Genomic DNA, 19559 nt, shown 5'->3' with positions numbered 1-19559 from the left:
TGAACTATCCTATTTTACCTATTTTTCTGTTAGATTGGAAGGTCATTTATTCATAGAAAACTAGAAAAAGAGGACGATATTTCGTCCTCTTTTTCTATGCATACATCTGCTCTTCATCTTTTCGGAAAAATCCTTTCATCGCGTGAAACACATCGACTTTTTGTTTGAGGATATAATGGCGGAATCTTTCATCAGAGATATTCTTATAAGCGGACATTAGAGTAGAATGGCGGTTGTACTGATTAACTTCCCCGTATCCAAACATGTTGGAAACCTTCATAATTTCTCCCACAAGCTTCACGCAGCGGGCGTTGTCAGATGTTAAGTTATCCCCATCTGAAAAATGGAAAGGATAAATATTATAGCGGCTCGGATGGTACTTTTCTTCAATGATTTCCAGCGCTTTCCGGTAGGCAGATGAACAGATCGTTCCTCCGCTTTCCCCTTTTGAAAAGAAATCTTCTTCTGAGACGACTTTTGCTTCTGTATGGTGGGCAATGAACTCAATTTCAACTTTTTCATACTTGGAGCGCAAAAATCTTGTCATCCAAAAGAAAAAGCTTCGAGCCATATACTTCTCCCAAATACCCATGGATCCGCTTGTATCCATCATCGCTAAAACGACTGCGCGTGATTCAGGCTTCACCACTTCATTCCATGTTTTAAACTTTAAATCCTCAGGATAGATCGGATGAAACTTCGGTGCCCCTGATATCGCATTGCGCTTATAGGCAGATAGCATCGTTCGTTTTTTATCAATATTCCCCATCAATCCTGTTTTTCTAATATCATTGAATTCAATATTTTCTACAACAATCTGGTCCAGCTCTTTTCTCTTAAGGTTTGGCAGTTCAAGCTCTTTGAACAGCGCTTCCTCAAGCTCCATCAGCGATACTTCTGCTTCGTAATAATCCTCGCCCGCCTGATCGCCCGCGCCCTGCCCTTTTCCGGGACCATTTGCATTTGACTGAGAACCGTCTCTTGCTACAACATCGCCGACTTTGCTGTCTCCATCTCCCTGACCAACATGTTTGTTTTTATCATAATTGTATCTGATTTTATATTCATCCAGTGACCTGATCGGAATCTTAACAACATCTTTACCATTTGACATCACAATATTTTCTTCTGTAATTAAATCTGGCAAATTGCTTTTAATAGCTTCCTGAACCTTCTCCTGGTGACGTTTTTGATCGTCGTGGCCTTTGCGATGGAGGGACCAATCTTCATTCGAAATGACAAAGTTGCGCCCATTTCCTTCTATCATCTTATTTTCTCCCCCTCCAAAAATAAATTTTGGAATAGATTCACCAAACTGCACCTATATACATAAAATAGCCTTGGGTCTAGATTCGGTATTGTTTAGATTACTCTATCCTATGCTGAAAAAAGAGATAATTGACAAATAATTTAGAAAATAAGGCTTGCCCTCATAAAAAATAGACAAGTTTCATTGTGCATAATTATTTAACGAGAATACCAGTTTATTCAGCAAAGAGCTTTAATCTTGCACAGTTAAAAGAAACCGCCTTCATACATATGCATTATTCTTTGATCAAGCATGTTCTTGATTTAAAAAAGGACAGAAAAAAACTCTCTGACATTCATATCAGAGAGTGTTATTTTTTATCTTCATGCTGAGCAGGATCAGGTTTTTTACCGCTTTTTTTCACTTCCTGATTTGTTTTCATATGCTCCATGATCTTCGAATGCTCTACTAAATCCTTCATATTGCGCACCATTGAGCCGTTTTCTGTTTCTGTTTCATTTCTTTTTGTCATGGTAAGCACCTCCCGTCTTATTTTCACTTTTCCCGTTATTATCCAAATTGAAACCTTAACTAAGCTGCATCAGGCTTTGTCGAAAATTTCCACGCTTAGAACGGAAACCGTTCACCCTCCCATTTCTGCGTCAAAAAACCGGGCACAATCACCCGGCTTTCGTTTACCGATTTAACAGACTGCCTACATAACGCAGCAGATCATTTGCGGATGTTGAGTTATACCCGTGCTCATCAATGAGTCTTTTTACAACCTCATTGATTTTCTTCAGCTGCAGCTCATCAGGTGTTTTCGAAGATGTTGTAATTTTCACTACATCCTTCAGATCAGCAAAGAGCTTTTTCTGAATGGCTTCACGAAGACGTTCATGGGAGTTGTAATCAAATCGTTTTCCTTTACGGGCATAAGCAGAGATTCGGATAAGAATTTCTTCCCTGAACGCTTTTTTCGCATTTTCAGAAATTCCAATTTGTTCTTCAATGGAGCGCATCAATTTGTCGTCCGGATTCATCTCTTCCCCAGTCAGCGGATCGCGGATCTTGTTCTTATTGCAATAAGCTTCCACATTATCCAAGTAGTTATCCATAAGTGTTTTGGCAGACTCCTCGTATGAGTAAACGAATGCCTTTTGCACTTCTTTTTTCGCAAGATCATCGTATTCTTTTCTCGCAACGGAGATAAAGTTCAAATAGCGCTCACGATCTTCATTTGAGATGGATGCGTGCTGATCCAATCCTTCTTTTAATGATCTGAGGACATCCAGGGCATTAATAGAAGGAATTTCTTTTCTGATGATGGTCGAAGAAATCCGGTTGATGACATAGCGCGGATCAATCCCGCTCATTCCCTCATCCACATGCTCCTTTTGCAGCTCTTCTACATCGACGCTATTGTAGCCTTCAACACTTTCACCATCATACAGCCGCATCTTTTTGACGAGGTCAATATCGCCCCGCTTAGGATCCTTTAATCTGGTCAGAATGGTAAACATGGCCGCAACCCGCATCGTGTGAGGGGCAATATGAACATTTGCTACATCACTCTCACTGATCATCTTCTCATAAATTCTTTCTTCCTCAGAAGCTCTTAAATTATACGGAACAGGCATCACGATAATTCTGGAATGCAAAGCTTCATTTTTCTTATTCGATATAAACGAACGGTACTCTGTTTCATTCGTATGGGCAACGATCAGTTCATCCGCTGAAATTAAGGCGAATCTGCCTGCTTTAAAATTGCCTTCCTGTGTGAGCGATAATAAATGCCATAAGAATTTTTCATCACATTTCAGCATTTCCTGAAACTCCATCATTCCCCGGTTTGCCTTATTCAGCTCGCCGTCAAAACGATAGGCCCGCGGATCTGACTCTGAACCGAACTCAGCGATTGTTGAAAAATCAATGCTTCCTGTTAAGTCTGCAATATCCTGTGATTTCGGATCTGACGGGCTGAATGTTCCGATGCCGGTCCGTTTATCTTCCGAGAAAAAGATCCGCTCAATCAATACATCTTCTATTCTGCCTCCGTACTCCTGCTCAAGTCTCATCAGGTTAAGAGGCGAAAGATTCCCTTCAATGCGAATGCCATACTCATCAAAGAAATCTTCTCTTAGATGGTGGGGAATTAAATGCAGAGGATCCTCATGCATCGGGCAGCCTTTAATCGCATAAACTGCACCGCGATCCGTCAGAGAATATGACTCAAGCCCCCTCTTCAGCATGGTCACAAGCGTTGATTTACCGCCGCTGACCGGCCCCATAAGCAGCAAAATCCGTTTCCGGACATCAAGCCGCTTAGCTGCCGGGTGGAAGTACTCCTCTACAAGTCGTTCCAGTGACTCTTCAAGTCCAAACAGCTTATGATCAAAGAACTTGTAGCGTTTCGATCCATTTTCTTCCTCTATACCGGCATCTTTGATCATATTGTAAACTCGTGAGTGAGCCGATTGTGCAACCCATGGTTTCTCTTTTAACATCTCTAAATACTCAACGAAGGTTCCTTCCCACTTCAGTCGCTGTTCATCTTCTCTGTACTTTTCAATTTTTTTTAAGATATCCATAAGGACCTCCTCCATCATTGGTGATACTTGAGCGCGATTAATACACTTTATGCGAGGATGTCCTTTAACATTCTTGTTTAATTTAGAAAAGCGGAACCGACTGGTTAGACCCGACAGACAGATAAGGATTCGGCAGAAAAGGCGCTTTTTGCCTTTGCTGACGAATCCGTTCTGGCCGAGGGGCTAGGAGGTGGAGCTGGACAATAAGAAAAGCGTAATCACCCGTTTAGCTCCGACAGACAGATAAGGATCCGGCTGAAAAGGCGCTTTTTGCCTTTACAGACGGAGCCGTTCTGGCCGAGGAGTTGGGTGATGGAGCTAGACAATAGAAAAGCGGAACCGACTGGTTAGACCCGACAGACAGATAAGGATTCGGCAGAAAATGCGCTTTTTGCCTTTGCTGACGAATCCGTTCTGGCCGAGGAGTTGAGCGATGGATCTGGGCATAAGAAAAGCGGAACTGACTGTTCAGCTCCAGAGTTCATTCAAGACCATCTTAAAAATCATACATAAAAAGATAATTCAGGAAATGTTCCCATTTTTATTCACATGATATTAGGGATAAGATATAATAGGACTAGCTATGTAAGGGTCATCATTTACATATAAGGGAGGAATCCGCACGATGAAATTGGCATTAATCTTAGGGGTATGCATCACTTTTCTGGTTTCGATATTCACTGCTGGGTACAACGATAAGCCGGGCGTGAAAAAATAAACATAAAAAAAGCGGCCTGAGAAGCATTTCTCAGGTCGTTTTTTTAAGTAATCCGGGATAGTTCTGCTGTCTTAATGCTTCGTAGATTAAGATTGCAGCGGTGTTCGATAAATTGAGGGATCTCACATTACCTGTCATCGGCAAACGGAGACATTTTTCCAGATTTTCAGCAATTAAGTCTTTCGGAAGCCCTGTCGTTTCTTTCCCGAAAACAAAGAAGGTATCTTCCTCATGATTGCTGTAATCAAATGTTGTATGCGGTTTTTCTCCGAATTTCGTTATATAGTAGAATTCCCCTTCCGGATAGGCTTTAAAAAGCTCATCTAAGGAATCGTGATAAACAACATTTACAAATTCCCAATAATCAAGCCCTGCACGCTTCAGCATTTTATCATCTGTGCTGAATCCAAGAGGACGGATTAAGTGCAGCGTGGTATTGGTTGCAGCGCAGGTGCGCGCAATATTTCCTGTGTTTGCCGGAATTTCCGGCTGATAGAGTACGACATGTAATGCCACTTTCTTCACCTCATCTAAATCTGTTACCCGTATTATACCACTTATTATTTTTTAGAACCTGAATCATCTTCGATATGAAAAAATCTATACTTTATATTCGGTGTATAAGCTGTTGAATCTTCATAATCCCAATAACGCATCCGGCTGTTATACGTATTTGCATTTACAAGAGGCATGTTTGCCTGATCCTTTGCTACAACAATCGTTGTATGATCAAACCTGCCGTCTCCTTGAAAATCATAACAGATGACATCCCCAGGCATTAATACCTCTGGCGCACGGACAGCGGTAGCCCTCAAGCCTGTTTTTGAATTTCCGAGATGCAGAGTAAGGGAATGGGCAACTGTCCAGCTGTAGCTCCATATATTATTCTGCATCCACCATCCATTTGATCGTCCCGGGTACCCTCTCATCGGAGCGCCGCCAGCGTGAAGACATTGGGAAACATAGTTCGTGCAGTTCACATCGAAGTTTTTAAACTTGGGATTGTGGGTGTTCCACCATCTCTCGGCATATTGAACGGCAGCGAGCCTGTCATAAAAGAAAGATACTCTTTCATTAGGAGCATCTTCGCTTTCTGCAAAAGGTTCATCATACTCATGCTCGATTTTAAAATCCCTTATGATCGTTCCATTCTGAAACAAAGCTATGCGGTTTTCCGCTTTTTCTTCGAGATAAAAGAATTCCTTATCTTTATGAAAGTATTTATAGTGGCACCGGTAGAGAACACGCTGCTCACCTTCTGATACGTTCTCAAGCGAAAGCAATTGGACAGAGGCATTTCCTTTTAAAATCTCGACATCCCGGTCTTTTAGAATCTTTTTTTTCCGCAGCATCGCTTTGCTGTCTTCTATAAAATCAAGCTCTTTAGCACGCCGATTATTAATAAGAAGCTCTAACTTCGCCTTTATTGCAGCTGAAAGATCATTTTTCATCAATGCTTCACCGCCATATTTGTCTTTAGTTAGACCATATGAAAGGAGATTGGCAAGTATGAAACTTACGCTTCTATTAGCGATATTCCTTTTTCGATTTCATTCCGGACTTCTTCGTCTTCTTCAAGCTGAAGGGCTTTTTGCAAGTCAATCAGCCTTTCTTTCTCCCCAATTGAGCCAATTGCCCAAGCAGCTGTTCCGCGGATAACCGGACGGGGATCTTTTTGCATCAGCTGGATCAGTTCAGGGATCGCGGTTTGATCTTTAAAGTGAGCGAGTGCAATAATCGCATTTCTCTGAATCGGTTTCTTCCCTCTCCATGACCCGGATACATGACCAAACTTTTCTTTAAACTCTCTGTTGCTCATAGTAAGCAGGGGCTTCAGCTTCGGCTTTGCAATCTCTGGGTCCGGCTCCATTTCTGCATGAAGATGAAAATCCTTGCCTTTGTTTTCAGGACAAACGGTTTGGCACGTATCACAGCCATATAAACGATTGCCAAGCTTCTTTCTGTATTTATCCGCTAAAAAGCCTTTCGTCTGTGTTAAAAAAGCGATGCATTTAGTTGAATCAAGCTGGCCGCCCTGTACAAGAGCTCCCGTCGGACAAGCATCCACACAAATATTACAGCTGCCGCAGCGGTCTTCCATCGGTGTATCCGGTGAAAATGGGATATTCGTTACGATTTCACCCAAGTATACATAAGATCCAAATTCAGGAGTGATGATCGCGCAGTTTTTCCCGCTCCAGCCAATGCCCGCTCTTTCAGCCACAGCCCGGTCGGACAATTCACCTGTATCAACCATTGATTTAAACTCAGCATTCGGAACCCGCTCCCGTATATATGCCTCGAGCTTATTAAGGCGATCTCTTAACACATGGTGATAGTCCTGTCCCCAGGAAGCTCTGCAGAAGATACCTCTTCTATCTTCCTTCGTGCTTCTGGGTGCATCCTTCAGCTTCGATGGATATGCAAGTGCAATGGATATAATCGATTTTGCCCCCGGAAGGAGAATGTCGGGGTTTGTCCGCTTTTCTAGATCAGGCTCTTCAAAACCGGATTGAAATCCTTTTTGTTCATGAACAATCAGCCTCTGTTTCAGCTCATCGAAAACAGAAGCTTGTGCAAATCCGATTTTGTCAATGCCAATGTTCTTGCAAAATGAAAGAATATCCTGTTTAAGTTCTTCATAATTCATGTCCTGCACCTCCCTTCGGTTCGTATTTTCGAAAAGACATTATCTTATATGGTAAAATAAGTTCATTAAAAAGTGGAGGATAAAATGATGGAAATTTCCATAAACCCTGAAATCAAACAGCATTTCCCTGATTTCAAATTGGGCGTTATTGAGTATACAGCGATAAGTGTATCAGAATCCCCGCAAATGCTTAAAGGAAGAATGCGTCTCTTCCAGGAATCGATCTTCTTTGAAATGGAAGACAAAAAAGTACAGGATCTAAAACCAATTCTGGAATGGCGCAGCATTTTTAAAAAGCTTGGCGCAGATCCAGGCCGTTATCGTCCTTCAAGCGAAGCGCTGTACCGCAGAATTCAAAAGCAGCAGTATCTTGAACCTATCCATTCAGCCGTCGATTTAAATAACTTCTTCTCTTTGCAGCATCAGATTCCATTCGGCATTTACGATTTCGATAAGCTGTCCGGGAATATTGAAATCAGGACAGGAAAAGAAGCGGATGTTTATATGGCCATCAATGGACGGGATGTATCCATGAATGGAAAACTTCTTTCATCAGATAATACTGGTCCTTTTGGCAGCCCTTACGTGGATTCAAAGCGGACCGCAGTCACTGAGGAAACGGTAAACGCACTTCACTTGATCTACCTCCAGCCGAGCATGAATGATGAAAATGCAGATGAAATGTTATCATCTTTAACGAAAATGTTCATTCAGATTCATGGCGGGGATGGAAAGTACAGGTTAGTTAAATAATTCATCAGATCCAGCATTTCCTCTCTGTTTTCAGGGAGGGATTTTTCATTAAAAAATGAAAAAACGCAATGCCCCGTTTGTCAAAAAACGAAACACTGCGTTGTATATGTATTGGAGCGGGTGATGGGAATCGAACCCACGACATTAGCTTGGAAGGCTAGAGTTTTACCATTAAACTACACCCGCAAGAGATAATAAAAATAGTATAGCAAAAATTGAACCCTTCTTCAACCGAAATATCACATTTTGTCGAAATAACGATAAAGAAAAAACAGAAATCCTGTTTTTTCTCCATCGTCATTTATGATTTAGATGTCAGGGAATGCCGGTATTCATTTGGAGTAAGTCCAACATGTTTCTTAAATACCTTACTGAAGTACTTTTCATTTTGATAGCCTACGCCATAGGCCACTTCATATATTTTCAAATATGGATTCAAAAGCAGGTTTTTGGCTTTCTCCATGCGGATATTTGTCAGGTAATCCGTAAGTGTTGCATGATAATCCTGTTTGAATTTCCTCGAAATGTATTCGCGGCTCAGAAAAAAACGGTCGGCAATATCCTGGAGATTGATATCTTCCTGATAATGCTGCTGCAGGTATTCTTCAATTTGCTGCATGTTGTTTTTTTCTTTCTGATACTTCACATTGGATAAAATCTTGATAAGCTCGCTGAATTCCTTTTTCTTTTCTTCCTTAAATTTTTCAAAAGAAAAAGAACCGTCTTCCTTCCAATAATCTGTGCCTTGATAAAAAACAGGATGGTGATGAACCTCATATTCTTTCATCCAGTTGTTTCTCAGCAAATCAAATTGATTTTCCCAGAGTTCAATCTGTTCTAATGAAAGAGTATGTTCATTAACCAGCTTAATGAAAATCTGCTCCAGCTGTTTTTCTGCCTGTGCCATACTTCCCGATTTAATCGACCACTTCAGTTCGTTTGAATAATCAAACAGATGCAAAAGCGGCTTTGTATCCGTCTCTTGACCCGTCACAATCCTTTTCTGACTTAATAAATGATGTTTTATATATACTTGCTCAGCAGATGTATAAGCCTCGCTCAAGTCATTCGATTTCTTGCCAAGTGCAAGAATACAAGTAATTTTATGAGATTGATAGATGGCTGAGCTGATCTCCTCAGCGAGGTACGCCACATTCTTATTCTTCCAAAAGAGAATAACAAGCTCTTCTTCCTTGTTGATGTTCCGGAAACATACACCGTCATTCTGCTTTCTTACTAAATTGTTGCAGATGCAGGTCAAGGTCGAATAGGCAAGCTCATAATCTCCTTTGAATGATTTCATGACAATTGATTTTAAAGGAAGAATGGCAACTGTTTTTTCTGCAAGCGGCATGGATATGCCAAATTCTTTTTCAATTTTCTTTTCCGCGGATTCGGATCTTTCTTTTTTTGCACAGAGACCTGATAACAGCCGGTCCCAATAGAGCGGCTTCACTTCGTTCATGACAAGGCTTTCCTCAGCCTGAGAGGTTCTTGATCTTGCCTGCTCTTTCCATTCTGCAACGGCCCGTTCAAGCGTTTCATTTAAAACATCAGGTTCAATTGGCTTAAGAATATAATCAAAGCTTTTATATGCAATCGCATTTCTCATATAATCAAAATCATCATACCCGCTCACAACAATCGTTTTGCTGCCGAAATCAGAGGAATGAAGCCATTTTAACAGACTTATTCCATCCCTCCTTGGCATTCTCATATCTGTAAAAATAATTTCCGGCCTGTGCTCGGTGATTAGTGCGGCGGCTTCTTCACCGTCTTCTGCTTCCATAATGGTATCAATGCCATGCTTTTCCCAGTCAGCGAGCAGCATGAGCCCTTCACGCACATGCTTTTCATCATCAATTATGATGGCCTTCAATTCTCTCACCTTCCAGCTGGACGGGCAGCCTCATGGTGACCATGAATCCGCCTTCCTCTTTATTTTCAAGAAAAAGCTTTGCTTTGTGATCATAATAAAGCTTCAGCCGCGAATAGACGTTTTTCAGTCCGATATTTGTCTTTGGACCTTTTTTATTCAGCGCATCCGCTCTAAAGTGCTTATAAATCTCATTCAGTCTTTGCGGAGTCACACCAAATCCGTTGTCAGATATCCTCAGCACAAGCTCATCATCGTCCCTGTAACACTTCAGCTCTATACTACCAACTCCTTCACGGATATCAAACCCGTGCTTGAAATAATTTTCAATGATAGGCTGCAGAATCATTTTAGGGACAGGAATTTGCTGAACGTTTTGCTCGACCTCAACATGATAATGAAGATGGTCGCCAAACCGCTCTTTTTGCAAAAGCAGATAAGCATTTGTGTAGGTAATTTCTTTGTTCAGCGGAACGAGATCTTCCTCCATATTCATCCCATATCTCATAATCTTTGAGAGATGAGTAATCAATGAATAGATTTGCGGAACTTTATTTTTTAATGCAACCGTCCCGATGGACTGCAGGGCATTATAAAGGAAATGCGGATTAATCTGCGACTGCAGCACTTTAATCTGATTTGTTTTGTTTTCCAGCTCAAGCTTGTATTCCCTTGTAATCAGCTGATTAATCCGCTCGATCATCTGCTGGAAACGGGAGCCGAGTATGCCGATTTCATCCGATCCAAAAGACTGGGAGGCAATCTTCATGTTCCCTTTTTCGACCTGTTCGATATTTTGCAGAAGAATCCGGATCGGAGACGTAATTTTAAACGAAACAAACAAGACCGCAAGCACGACGAGCGACAAACCGAGAACACCAAAAAGAATGTTAATTTTCGCTACGCTGTATGCGCTGTCATATAAAATATGAAACGGCACACGTTTTACTAGAATCCAGCCTCCAGAGGAATCAGACAGCCTGTCATACATCATCACGCCATTAAACGAATCCTCTTTCCACTCAAGAGTGCCTGATGTGCTGTCTGCTTTCATTACGCTGTCAATCCACTTCTGATCATTCTGGAGATCCGCAATCTCTTCATTTGAGCTGTAGATCATCTCTCCTTCTGATGAAAGCAGAAAAAACTCCTCTGCTTCGCGGTTGTACAAGTTTCTGCTCATATCAATGATCGAATCCGGAGAGATTCCAAGGGTAATGTAGCCGAGTACATCGCTTCCGGGAACATTTGTGAGGGCCCTGTGCATCATGATAATGTCTCTTCCTTTACTGGCACTATTTTCATGACTCGCATATATAGGCTCAATATACATATTGTAAGGACTGCGCTCAGCACTGTTGAACGCCTCATTCTTCTCGTCTTCAACGCTGGTTGAAAATACAACAGTCGATCGTTTCGTTGCGGAGATCACTCTGTCATCTTTTGCAAAAGAGATTTTCACTTCGTTGATCGTATCTCCAGTATAAAGAATCGTCTGCATCACATTTTTCACAATGCCGACATTTTGATAGTCATTTTTTTCATCAGGAGACCTCAAATAATTAATGAAATCCGGATTGTTGTATAAGGAGAGGGTCAGCCCGTTAAGCTCATTCAAATAGCTTTCCAGATTGATTTTCCCCTGATACAGCAGGTTGCTGCTTTCTTTGACAACCTGATCTTCAAGCGACCCTTTTGTATATAAATACGTTATTAAAATCGAACTGCCGAATGGCACAATCGTTGTAATCATCAATAAAATAATCAGCTTATTGCGGATGCTTCTCTTCAGCATGGGGTCTGACCTCCAGGGACTCGCTTATTCTTTAGTATATAACTAGGTTCATATGCTTAAAAGAACTTTTTGGAATCTTCCTGCAAATACCTTTGGAGTTGATAGGGGGTTTTGTGGATGGCATTACATTGCAGTCTTAAAATGATCTATTTTGAAGCGAATTTTTATAGTTAGCGTTGCGTAAGCCTTTTGATGCGCCACTCGGCACTTATACACTCCAGTTCGTGCTGCTAACTTCTTTTTACAATACTTAATCGCGCTTGAACACTCCAGTTTGTGCTGCTAACTCCTTTTTACAACACTTAATCGCTCTTGTACGCTCCAGTTTGTGCTGCTAACTCCTTTTTACAACACTTAATCGCTCTTGTACGCTCCAGTTCGTGCTGCTAACTCCTTTTTACAACACTTAATAACTCTTGAACACTTCAGTTCGTGCTGCTAACTCCTTTTTACAACACTTAACCGCTCTTGATCACTCCAGATCGTGCTGCTAACTCCTTTTTTTACAACACTTAATCGCTCTTAAACACTCCAGTTCGTGCTGCTAACTCAAATTTTTTCGCCAGCCAGGTTTGAACCTATTTGTTCGTGCATAAAGTCAGCTAATATGAAAAGAAAGCACACCCATAACAGGCGTGCTTTCTATCAGTCTATTACTTCAAGTTATCCCATGAAGATTGGAATCTCTCAAGCAATGTATCATAATCAATTTTGCCTGCAGCGTATTCCTGAATAGCAGCTGCGAATTCTTTATTTGCTCCATCCGGCCATTTGAACCAAGTCCAAGGAATTGTTTTCTCTTCCTTAGAGTAATCAAGGATTGACGTTCCAAGATCGCCAAGACCTGCCGGCTCAATGTTATCAAATGCTGGAATGAAAGCAAATTCTTCTGTGATGTAGCGTTTACCAGTTTCAGAAGAAACCATCCAGTCTAAGAATAATTTAGCTTCTTCAAGATGTTCTGAGTTTTTATTCAATACCCAGTTATTTGGAACGCCTACAGGAAGGTTTCCTGCACTTTCATCATTGCTGATTGGAATTGGAAGGAAGCCCATGTTGATTTCAGGATTGATTTCAGTGATCATGTTCTCAGTCCAGTTTCCTTGTTGAAGCATTGCTGTTTCACCAGAAGCAAAAAGTGTTACTTGAGTGTTGTAATCTGTTGTTAATGGGTTGTCGTTTGCATATTTAAGCTCTGTATCAAGTACTTCTTTGAATTCTTTAAATTGCTTGTTGCCGACGATTTTCTCAGATCCATCATATAATCCAGCGATAAATGCTTCTGGGTCTTCCTGCTGAGCAAATGGAATGTTAAGTAAATGCTGTCCAATTACCCACCACTCGCCATAACCGGCAGAGAATGGAGTGATCTTTTTAGCTTCAAGCTTTTTCGCAGCTTCTTTTAACTCGTCAATCGTTTTAGGCGGCTCAGTAATCCCCGCTTTTTCAAATAAATCTTTATTGTAAACAAATCCATATCCTTCAAGGTTTACAGGCATACCATAAAGCTTGCCGTCTGCATCTGTCATTGGCACTTTACCAATTGGAAGAACATGCTCAACCCATGGCTCGCCTGAAAGGTCAGCTAACTTTTCTTTCCAAAGCTCTAATTCTTTAAATCCGCCGTTGTTGAAAATGTCCGGCTCTTCACCTGAAGCAAATTTTGCTTTAAGCGCTGCGCCGTAATCGGCACCGCCGCCCACTGTTTCAAGCTTAACTTTAATATTTGGATGCTCAGCTTCGAATTCTTTAATCATCGCTTGAAGCTGATCCGCGATTTCAACTTTGAACTGGAAGAAATTAAGCGTTACTACTTCATCGCCAGACTTTGAATCTCCGCCTGATCCACCATCTTTAGCCGTTTCTTTAGAAGAACAGCCAGCCATAATACCAAATACGAATACTAAAGACATACATAATAACAGAAAGCGTTTCATGAATGGATTGACCTCCTTGATTACTTTAATATTATATAATTTTCTGCATCCATTACAGTCAATGAATGCAGAAACTTTATATCTACTTGATTGAACCTGAAGCAATGCCCTTGATAATGTGCTTTTGCAAGAATAAGAAGAAGATTACTACTGGTGTAATACCGAGCACTAAAGCTGCAAGACCCATATCCCACTGCTTTGTATATTGAGCAAAGAATGAGCTTGCTGCAAGCGGTATCGTCCGCAGTTCAGCATCCTGAAGCACAAGCAATGGAAGCAGATAATCATTCCAGATCCATAGCGTGTTCAAAATAACAACTGTAACAGTAATCGGTTTTAGAAGAGGGAAAACGATTCTCCAAAACACTCCGAACTCGCTGCATCCGTCAATTTTCGCTGATTCTTCAATCTCCACAGGAACTGTTTTCACGAAGCCATGATATAAGAACAGCGAAAGCGGAACACCAAATCCAAAATACATCATGATTAAGCCTGGAATACTATTTGTGATTCCGAGCGTGCCGCCAAGCTTCATGAGAGGAATCATGACCGTCTGGAACGGGATGACCATGGCAGCTACGAAAAGAATGAATAAAATCTTGCTGAACTTCCCTGGCGTGCGGACCATTTTCCACGCAGCCATCGAGCTGATGATAACTAAACCAATATTACTGAAAACAGTAATCACAAAGGAGTTCCAGAAAGCGCGCGGGAAGTTAATAACCTCCCAAACTTTAGCATAGTTCGAAAACATGAATTCCTTCGGCCAAGCTGCTGCATCAATAAGAATTGCTGCAAACGGCTTGACTGAGTTGACCAGCACAAAGTAAAACGGGATAAGGAAAATGAGCGCGACGGCAATCGCTATCAGCTCTAATAGAAACGTTCTGCTAGTATACCGGCTGCCCATTATGCCTCAACCTCCCTCTTCTTCGTCATCATAACCTGAACGGTAGTAAAGATTGCCACTACTACAAAGAACAGAATGGACTTCGCTGTACCTAATCCATAACGATTGTTCTGGAAGGCTTCCTGATAAATATTAATTGCTACAGACTGCGTTGAATTGAATGGCCCTCCGCCTGTAAGGGAAATATTCAGATCAAAGATCTTGAATGCCATCGAAATCGTTAAGAACAGACAAATCGTAAATGCCGGTAAAATTAACGGAATAATAATTTTTGTTAAAAGGGTAAAGCTTGATGCACCGTCCATTTTTGCAGCCTCGAGCAATGAATTATCTACACCTTGAAGCGCTGCAATATAGATGACCATCATATAACCGCTTGTCTGCCATGCAAACACGATGACAATCCCCCAGAACGCTGTGGTTTCATCCCCAAGCCACGGCATTTTGAAAAATTCGATGCCCGTCATGTTCCCAATCGAAGCAAATCCTTTTACAAAAATGAACTGCCAGATAAACCCGAGCAGCAATCCGCCGATAACATTCGGAATAAAAAACACGGTCCGCAATATGTTCTTGGTTTTAAGCGCAGCATTTAAAATCAGCGCAAACGCAAAACCTATTAAGTTACTGATAATAACAGCCGCAAACATAAATTTCGTCGTAAACATAAAAGAATTAAAAAAGGCCGGATCGTTCGTAAAGATTTTCTTATAATTCTCAATTCCTACCCACTCAACAGCCGAGCTGACTCCATTCCATGAAGTAAATGAATAATAAAGACCCATCAAGAATGGAAGAATCTGAATCACCAGGAAAAATAAAAGTGCCGGTCCAACAAAGGCAGCGTATGTTAGTAAACTCTTATACTTAAATTTCTTTTTAGGCACTGCCTCCAAATGAGATTTCGTGCTTACCGGATCCGTTTGAATTTTCGTTTCCAACCGTATCACCACCCCTTTCATTGTAATCGCTTTCTTTTATTATAATGGCAGCGCTTACTTACATGGGGAGACTAAATTGACGTAGAAGGTGCAATATTTTGACTATATTCAATAAATAACCTCAGTTCCTCCTCATGATAAGCACTTTACTTAAATGTACAACAAAAAAGCCAATACTCTGATTGCTCAAAGCATTGACTTATAAAGGTTTATACTTTTTTAATACTGGTGGGCCGCGGTCGTACCGACACTCCAGAGAAACACGAATTTTATGGGTACTGTGGATAAGAGATAACCGTAACTTCCCGATTAAAAACAGTCAGATCATTTTCAGGTTTTGAGAGATCAATTTTATTATAGTCTATTTTAAAATAAAGAAGGCTTTTTATCTTTCCATTCTTCACTGCAGTAATAATTGGCTCAATCGTCCTTATTTGATTATGACTGACTATAATGCGGATCAAATTCAAGCTTGTTAATGCTGAAATGTCTTTAATATTATTTGCTTCAAGGTTTACATACTTCAGGTTGGTATTTTGTTTAAATGGCGTAAGGTCTGATATATCGTTTTGACTCAAGTCAATATCAACTAAACTGCTCATATAGCCTATTGGTCTAATATCAGAAATGAAATTTTCCTGCAAATATAGATTCTTAACTTTCTTCAAATTCTTTAATGGGGAAAGATCATATAATTCATTGTTGCTTGCATTAAGAGTAGTCAAGCTATTTAAACCTTGAAGACCATTCAGACTGGTTAACAGAGTATTAGATAGATCTAGTGTTTCAAGCTTTGTTAACTTACCAATCGAAGCAAGATCATTAATATTTGTAGAATCCAGGGTCAAGGTTTGTAACTTTGTTAAACTGTTTAACGGTCTGAAGTCACGCAAATAGTAATTGTTGCCTAAATACAGTTTGGTTAACTCTGTTAGGCCTGAAATTGGTGTTACATCTGAAATCGGGTTGTAACTTACATTTAACTCCTTTAAATTGATTGCATATTGTAGTCCTTCTAAGCTTTCAATCCCATTAGAGTTCATGGATAAAGTTATAAGCGCTTGTAAGTCTTTATTGGTTATACTTCCATTAGGTTTATTCAGAGAATACCGAAGATTTGATTCAAGGCTAGGATCTAATCCTGTAAACTCAAATAATGGCTGATAGGCGTTAACTAGTCTTTCTGAAACAGCTTGAACTCCACCAAGCACGTATACATGTTTGTTTAATTTTGCAATATATGCTTCTACCTTCGAATTCACTGTATCTGGAGGTGTAAGAACGATGGGTGCTTGTAGTTTTTTAGCCAATCCTGAGGCTGCCACTGCATCAGGGTAGTCCTCTGTCTGTGTACTCGTTGATTGACCGCGTACTAAAATGATGTTTTCAAAGCTGTTGGAAAGTGAGTGAATCGCTTCTATATTCGTATCATATCGGTTACTGCCAGATATTCTTGTAACTTTTTTCGTTTTTGCTATTTCAACTTCTACACTTTTACTAATTGCAGCTTCTCCACCGTATAAAATAACTTCCTTAATATGACTCGGTAATGCTGTTGGAATACTGTTCTTCGTTGCCAAATAGATAGGTATTCCATTAAGTGCAGCATTAGTTGAAGCTGATAAGGCGTCAGCGACAGTAACTCCGTTGACAACAATTGCTTTTGGATTTGCAGTAAGTCCTGCAGCCTCATTAATTTTTTCGGCTGTTTGATAGCGGTTACTCCCGCTTATTCTCAATACCTGTTTACCTGCCTCTTTTAGATCACTCACAACTTTTTCTGATACCGCACTTGTTCCTCCAAGGACATATACCTTTTTAGCTTGCAGGCGATTCAATTCTGTTATAACAATAGGTTCTAGTTTAGCAGGGCTTGTAAGTAAAATGGGTGCATCCTTCACCCCTGCAAGACCCGCTGCTGCTAAAGCATCTGCAGGGTTATCTGACCTTGCTAATATTACTGCTTTCTCACTGCTATCTAAGCCACTTGGCCAACCTTTTTTTGATATTTCTATTGCTGTATGGTACCGGCTTTGACCCTGTACCCTCTCAAATGGTAGAGGCTCTGCCTCAGCGTTTTTCGGTAAAAAGATTACTAAAACAAATGCTAAGATAAACCCAACTATGGAATACTTTTTCATTTTTTTCTCCTGATCCTTATTCTTTTTATATATCATACAATAAATTCTCTGATTATCCTTTTAAAAGTTTATAGATTTTTACTCTTTGATAACATTCCATATTTGAATTACCAGAACGTTTCTTATAATTCAATATCCGTGAAAATACAGGCAGGAAATCAGCTTGAACTGCTTCTTTAATTTCACTTGAAATGCCCACCACCTATACCCATTTATAAAATTAAATGTCTTTTTTAAGACTAAAATAAACTTTACGATCATGGAAGATTTTTCATTCTAAAAATTTCAAGTGGAGTCAATAGGAGTCAGCATTTTTTTTTAGACAAACTAAAAAGGTATCAAAGCTTAAAAGCTTTGATACCAATAGGATACCGGTGGCCGGGGTCGAACCGGCACTCCAGAGGAACACGATTTTGAGTCCCAATCTGAACGGTAATCTATATATTCTCAATCATATCAATGATTAGTTGAATTTAGGTATTTTTTAAAGAACACGATTATGAACTATTATGCCTCTGTTCATAAGTTCAGTCAAGTCAAGACTACCTTGTATGTTTATTGAAAATTGCTTGTCCTAACTTTTTGTATTTCTTAATTAGCTGATGTTCATAATGTCTTGCATCTTCTTCTTTTTCAAATTCAGCGACAATTTTATAAGTAAGGATTCCATTATGCATTAACTGTCTATGTTCCGAGTTTCTTCTATTAGTATATCTTCTGCATCGATACCAAACACCACTTCCAATATAATAGATTTCTCCATTAAACCAATGTTCATAAACAATATATTTATTTACTTGTCTAAGTTCATTAGAATTAAGATCATACTTTTTAATAAGCTGTATGATTTTCTGAAAAGTTGTTCCATAAATTTTGGCAATATCTTGGTTCGTCATTTTATCGGATAAATGTTGTTTAAGCTGCACTTTTGTTGGAAACAAGCTAATCACCTCCAATATTGTTTTATCGGAATATTTGAAGATGTAAAGCTGTTATTTTTCAAAAGAAAAAAGACTGATGCTATCAGTCTCCTACCAGCAAGGTATATTTAATTTAGTATTTTGATCAGATCAATAACTATTTACCACAAACACACTCAAATACTAGAATCGCTTTTAAATCTATTATCCCTTTCTTTCGGAGGTGAATAATAGAATCTTAAACTCTTCATTCTTCATTTGAAAGTTCTTTTCTCATTTGTATTTTTAGGTTTTTTCTTTTTTCCGGGAGAATTTCATTTCGATATTTTGTGTTCTCTTGGGTCATTTCTGGACTTAAAGATAAACCTGGTTCAAGATTATTTAAATATTTATAAAGGTTTTTAAATAAGTCTTCAGTTTGAATATGTACCGTTTGAGAAAAGTATAACGAATTTGATATAAAATAGTTGTTCGCATCTGTCCAACTTTGACGCGCTTGTGTAAAACGTAACTTTTTCACCAACTCACGAATTTTCTCAATTGCAATAAATTTGTCTTGTCTCCATTCCGCCAATAGCCTTTCTTTATCATAATTAGTCATTTTCTCTTCTTCAAAATAGATAGATAAGTCCACTTCATTTACATTTTCAAATGTGAAAGAGTATCCTAATCCCCTTAAACTAAAAATTTGACCATATGCCTCCTCAACCTGATAGTAAAGTTCAGGATATTTTTCGTGTTTTTTCGATGTGTAGAGATCAAAATCTTTTAATAGTTTTTGTTGGTTATGTTTTAATTCTTCAATTTCTTTGTTTAATTTCGTTCTATACTCATCGTTTATTTTATCAAGATTCGATTTGTTTTTTTGAAGGGCTTTTGCGAATCCACTTTGTATTCCAAATCTTATTAGGAACGTAATAAATAGACCTGCAATTGAAGTTGCACCTAAAAAGCTCAATAAATCATTCTTAATTACTTCCAACATTGTTTATTTACCTCTTTCAAAAATAGGATTTTGCAACAAGAAAATGTTCCTTTATTAATCAACAAATTTTTGGGAAGAAAAATTATCATTAAA

At 39.6% G+C, this 19559-nt stretch carries 15 protein-coding genes and 1 tRNA gene; 1 reads left to right on the top strand and 15 read right to left on the bottom strand.

Annotation, left to right across the window (positions count from 1 at the left end):
• Positions 1-94: 94 nt before the first annotated feature.
• From yhbH to queG, 6 genes are all read right to left on the bottom strand, one after another.
• Complete coding sequence (yhbH, locus tag ABEQ24_RS15080; protein ID WP_430007541.1) at positions 95-1267, bottom strand: sporulation protein YhbH; 1173 nt, start codon at positions 1265-1267, stop codon at positions 95-97.
• A 352-nt stretch (positions 1268-1619) separates the two neighbouring features.
• Positions 1620-1781 (bottom strand): hypothetical protein, encoded by a 162-nt coding sequence (locus ABEQ24_RS15075; protein ID WP_154317796.1) that lies wholly within the window; start codon positions 1779-1781, stop codon positions 1620-1622.
• A 163-nt stretch (positions 1782-1944) separates the two neighbouring features.
• On the bottom strand, positions 1945-3840 hold the full coding sequence (locus ABEQ24_RS15070; RefSeq protein ID WP_430007540.1) for a PrkA family serine protein kinase: 1896 nt from the start codon (positions 3838-3840) through the stop codon (positions 1945-1947).
• Positions 3841-4588: 748 nt separating this feature from the next.
• On the bottom strand, positions 4589-5074 hold the full coding sequence (trmL, locus tag ABEQ24_RS15065; protein WP_430007539.1) for a tRNA (uridine(34)/cytosine(34)/5-carboxymethylaminomethyluridine(34)-2'-O)-methyltransferase TrmL: 486 nt from the start codon (positions 5072-5074) through the stop codon (positions 4589-4591).
• Positions 5075-5118: 44 nt separating this feature from the next.
• Positions 5119-6009 (bottom strand): amidase domain-containing protein, encoded by an 891-nt coding sequence (locus ABEQ24_RS15060; RefSeq protein WP_430007538.1) that lies wholly within the window; start codon positions 6007-6009, stop codon positions 5119-5121.
• Positions 6010-6074: 65 nt separating this feature from the next.
• On the bottom strand, positions 6075-7208 hold the full coding sequence (queG, locus tag ABEQ24_RS15055) for a tRNA epoxyqueuosine(34) reductase QueG (RefSeq protein ID WP_430007537.1): 1134 nt from the start codon (positions 7206-7208) through the stop codon (positions 6075-6077).
• 87 nt (positions 7209-7295) lie between these two features.
• Between queG and ABEQ24_RS15050 the strand changes: the two genes are divergently transcribed.
• A complete protein-coding gene (locus ABEQ24_RS15050) occupies positions 7296-7961 on the top strand; it encodes a B3/B4 domain-containing protein (protein WP_430007536.1) in 666 nt (221 codons plus the stop codon).
• Between the two features lie 112 nt (positions 7962-8073).
• Here the strand turns inward: ABEQ24_RS15050 and ABEQ24_RS15045 are convergent.
• The 9 genes from ABEQ24_RS15045 to ABEQ24_RS15005 all read right to left on the bottom strand — a co-directional run bounded on the left by ABEQ24_RS15045 (position 8074) and on the right by ABEQ24_RS15005 (position 19466).
• Positions 8074-8147, bottom strand: a tRNA-Gly gene (locus ABEQ24_RS15045).
• A gap of 115 nt (positions 8148-8262) precedes the next feature.
• Positions 8263-9840, bottom strand: coding sequence for a response regulator transcription factor (locus ABEQ24_RS15040; RefSeq protein WP_430007535.1), 1578 nt, complete (start codon positions 9838-9840; stop codon positions 8263-8265).
• Positions 9821-11632 (bottom strand): cache domain-containing sensor histidine kinase, encoded by a 1812-nt coding sequence (locus ABEQ24_RS15035; RefSeq protein WP_430007534.1) that lies wholly within the window; start codon positions 11630-11632, stop codon positions 9821-9823. The genes ABEQ24_RS15040 and ABEQ24_RS15035 overlap by 20 nt, the downstream gene beginning before the upstream one ends.
• Positions 11633-12285: 653 nt before the next feature.
• Positions 12286-13569: an ABC transporter substrate-binding protein gene (locus tag ABEQ24_RS15030; RefSeq protein ID WP_430007533.1), complete on the bottom strand. Its 1284-nt coding sequence runs from the start codon at positions 13567-13569 to the stop codon at positions 12286-12288.
• A gap of 82 nt (positions 13570-13651) precedes the next feature.
• Positions 13652-14479, bottom strand: a complete 828-nt coding sequence (locus ABEQ24_RS15025) for a carbohydrate ABC transporter permease (RefSeq protein ID WP_430007532.1) — start codon at positions 14477-14479, stop codon at positions 13652-13654.
• Positions 14479-15420 (bottom strand): carbohydrate ABC transporter permease, encoded by a 942-nt coding sequence (locus tag ABEQ24_RS15020; protein WP_252203609.1) that lies wholly within the window; start codon positions 15418-15420, stop codon positions 14479-14481. The genes ABEQ24_RS15025 and ABEQ24_RS15020 overlap by 1 nt, the downstream gene beginning before the upstream one ends.
• A 269-nt stretch (positions 15421-15689) precedes the next feature.
• The gene (locus tag ABEQ24_RS15015) at positions 15690-17597 is read right to left on the bottom strand and encodes a cell wall-binding repeat-containing protein (protein ID WP_430007531.1); all 1908 of its coding nucleotides are present in this window, start codon (positions 17595-17597) and stop codon (positions 15690-15692) included.
• 506 nt (positions 17598-18103) lie between these two features.
• Positions 18104-18502, bottom strand: a complete 399-nt coding sequence (locus tag ABEQ24_RS15010) for a hypothetical protein (protein WP_430007530.1) — start codon at positions 18500-18502, stop codon at positions 18104-18106.
• A 226-nt stretch (positions 18503-18728) separates the two neighbouring features.
• Positions 18729-19466: a hypothetical protein gene (locus tag ABEQ24_RS15005; RefSeq protein WP_430007529.1), complete on the bottom strand. Its 738-nt coding sequence runs from the start codon at positions 19464-19466 to the stop codon at positions 18729-18731.
• Positions 19467-19559 lie beyond the last annotated feature (93 nt).

It is taken from the genome of Metabacillus idriensis (assembly GCF_050483325.1).
Lineage (GTDB): Bacteria > Bacillota > Bacilli > Bacillales > Bacillaceae > Bacillus_P > Bacillus_P idriensis_A.
Note: the sequence above shows the minus strand (reverse complement) of the source record. Positions and strands in the feature narration are given on the sequence as shown.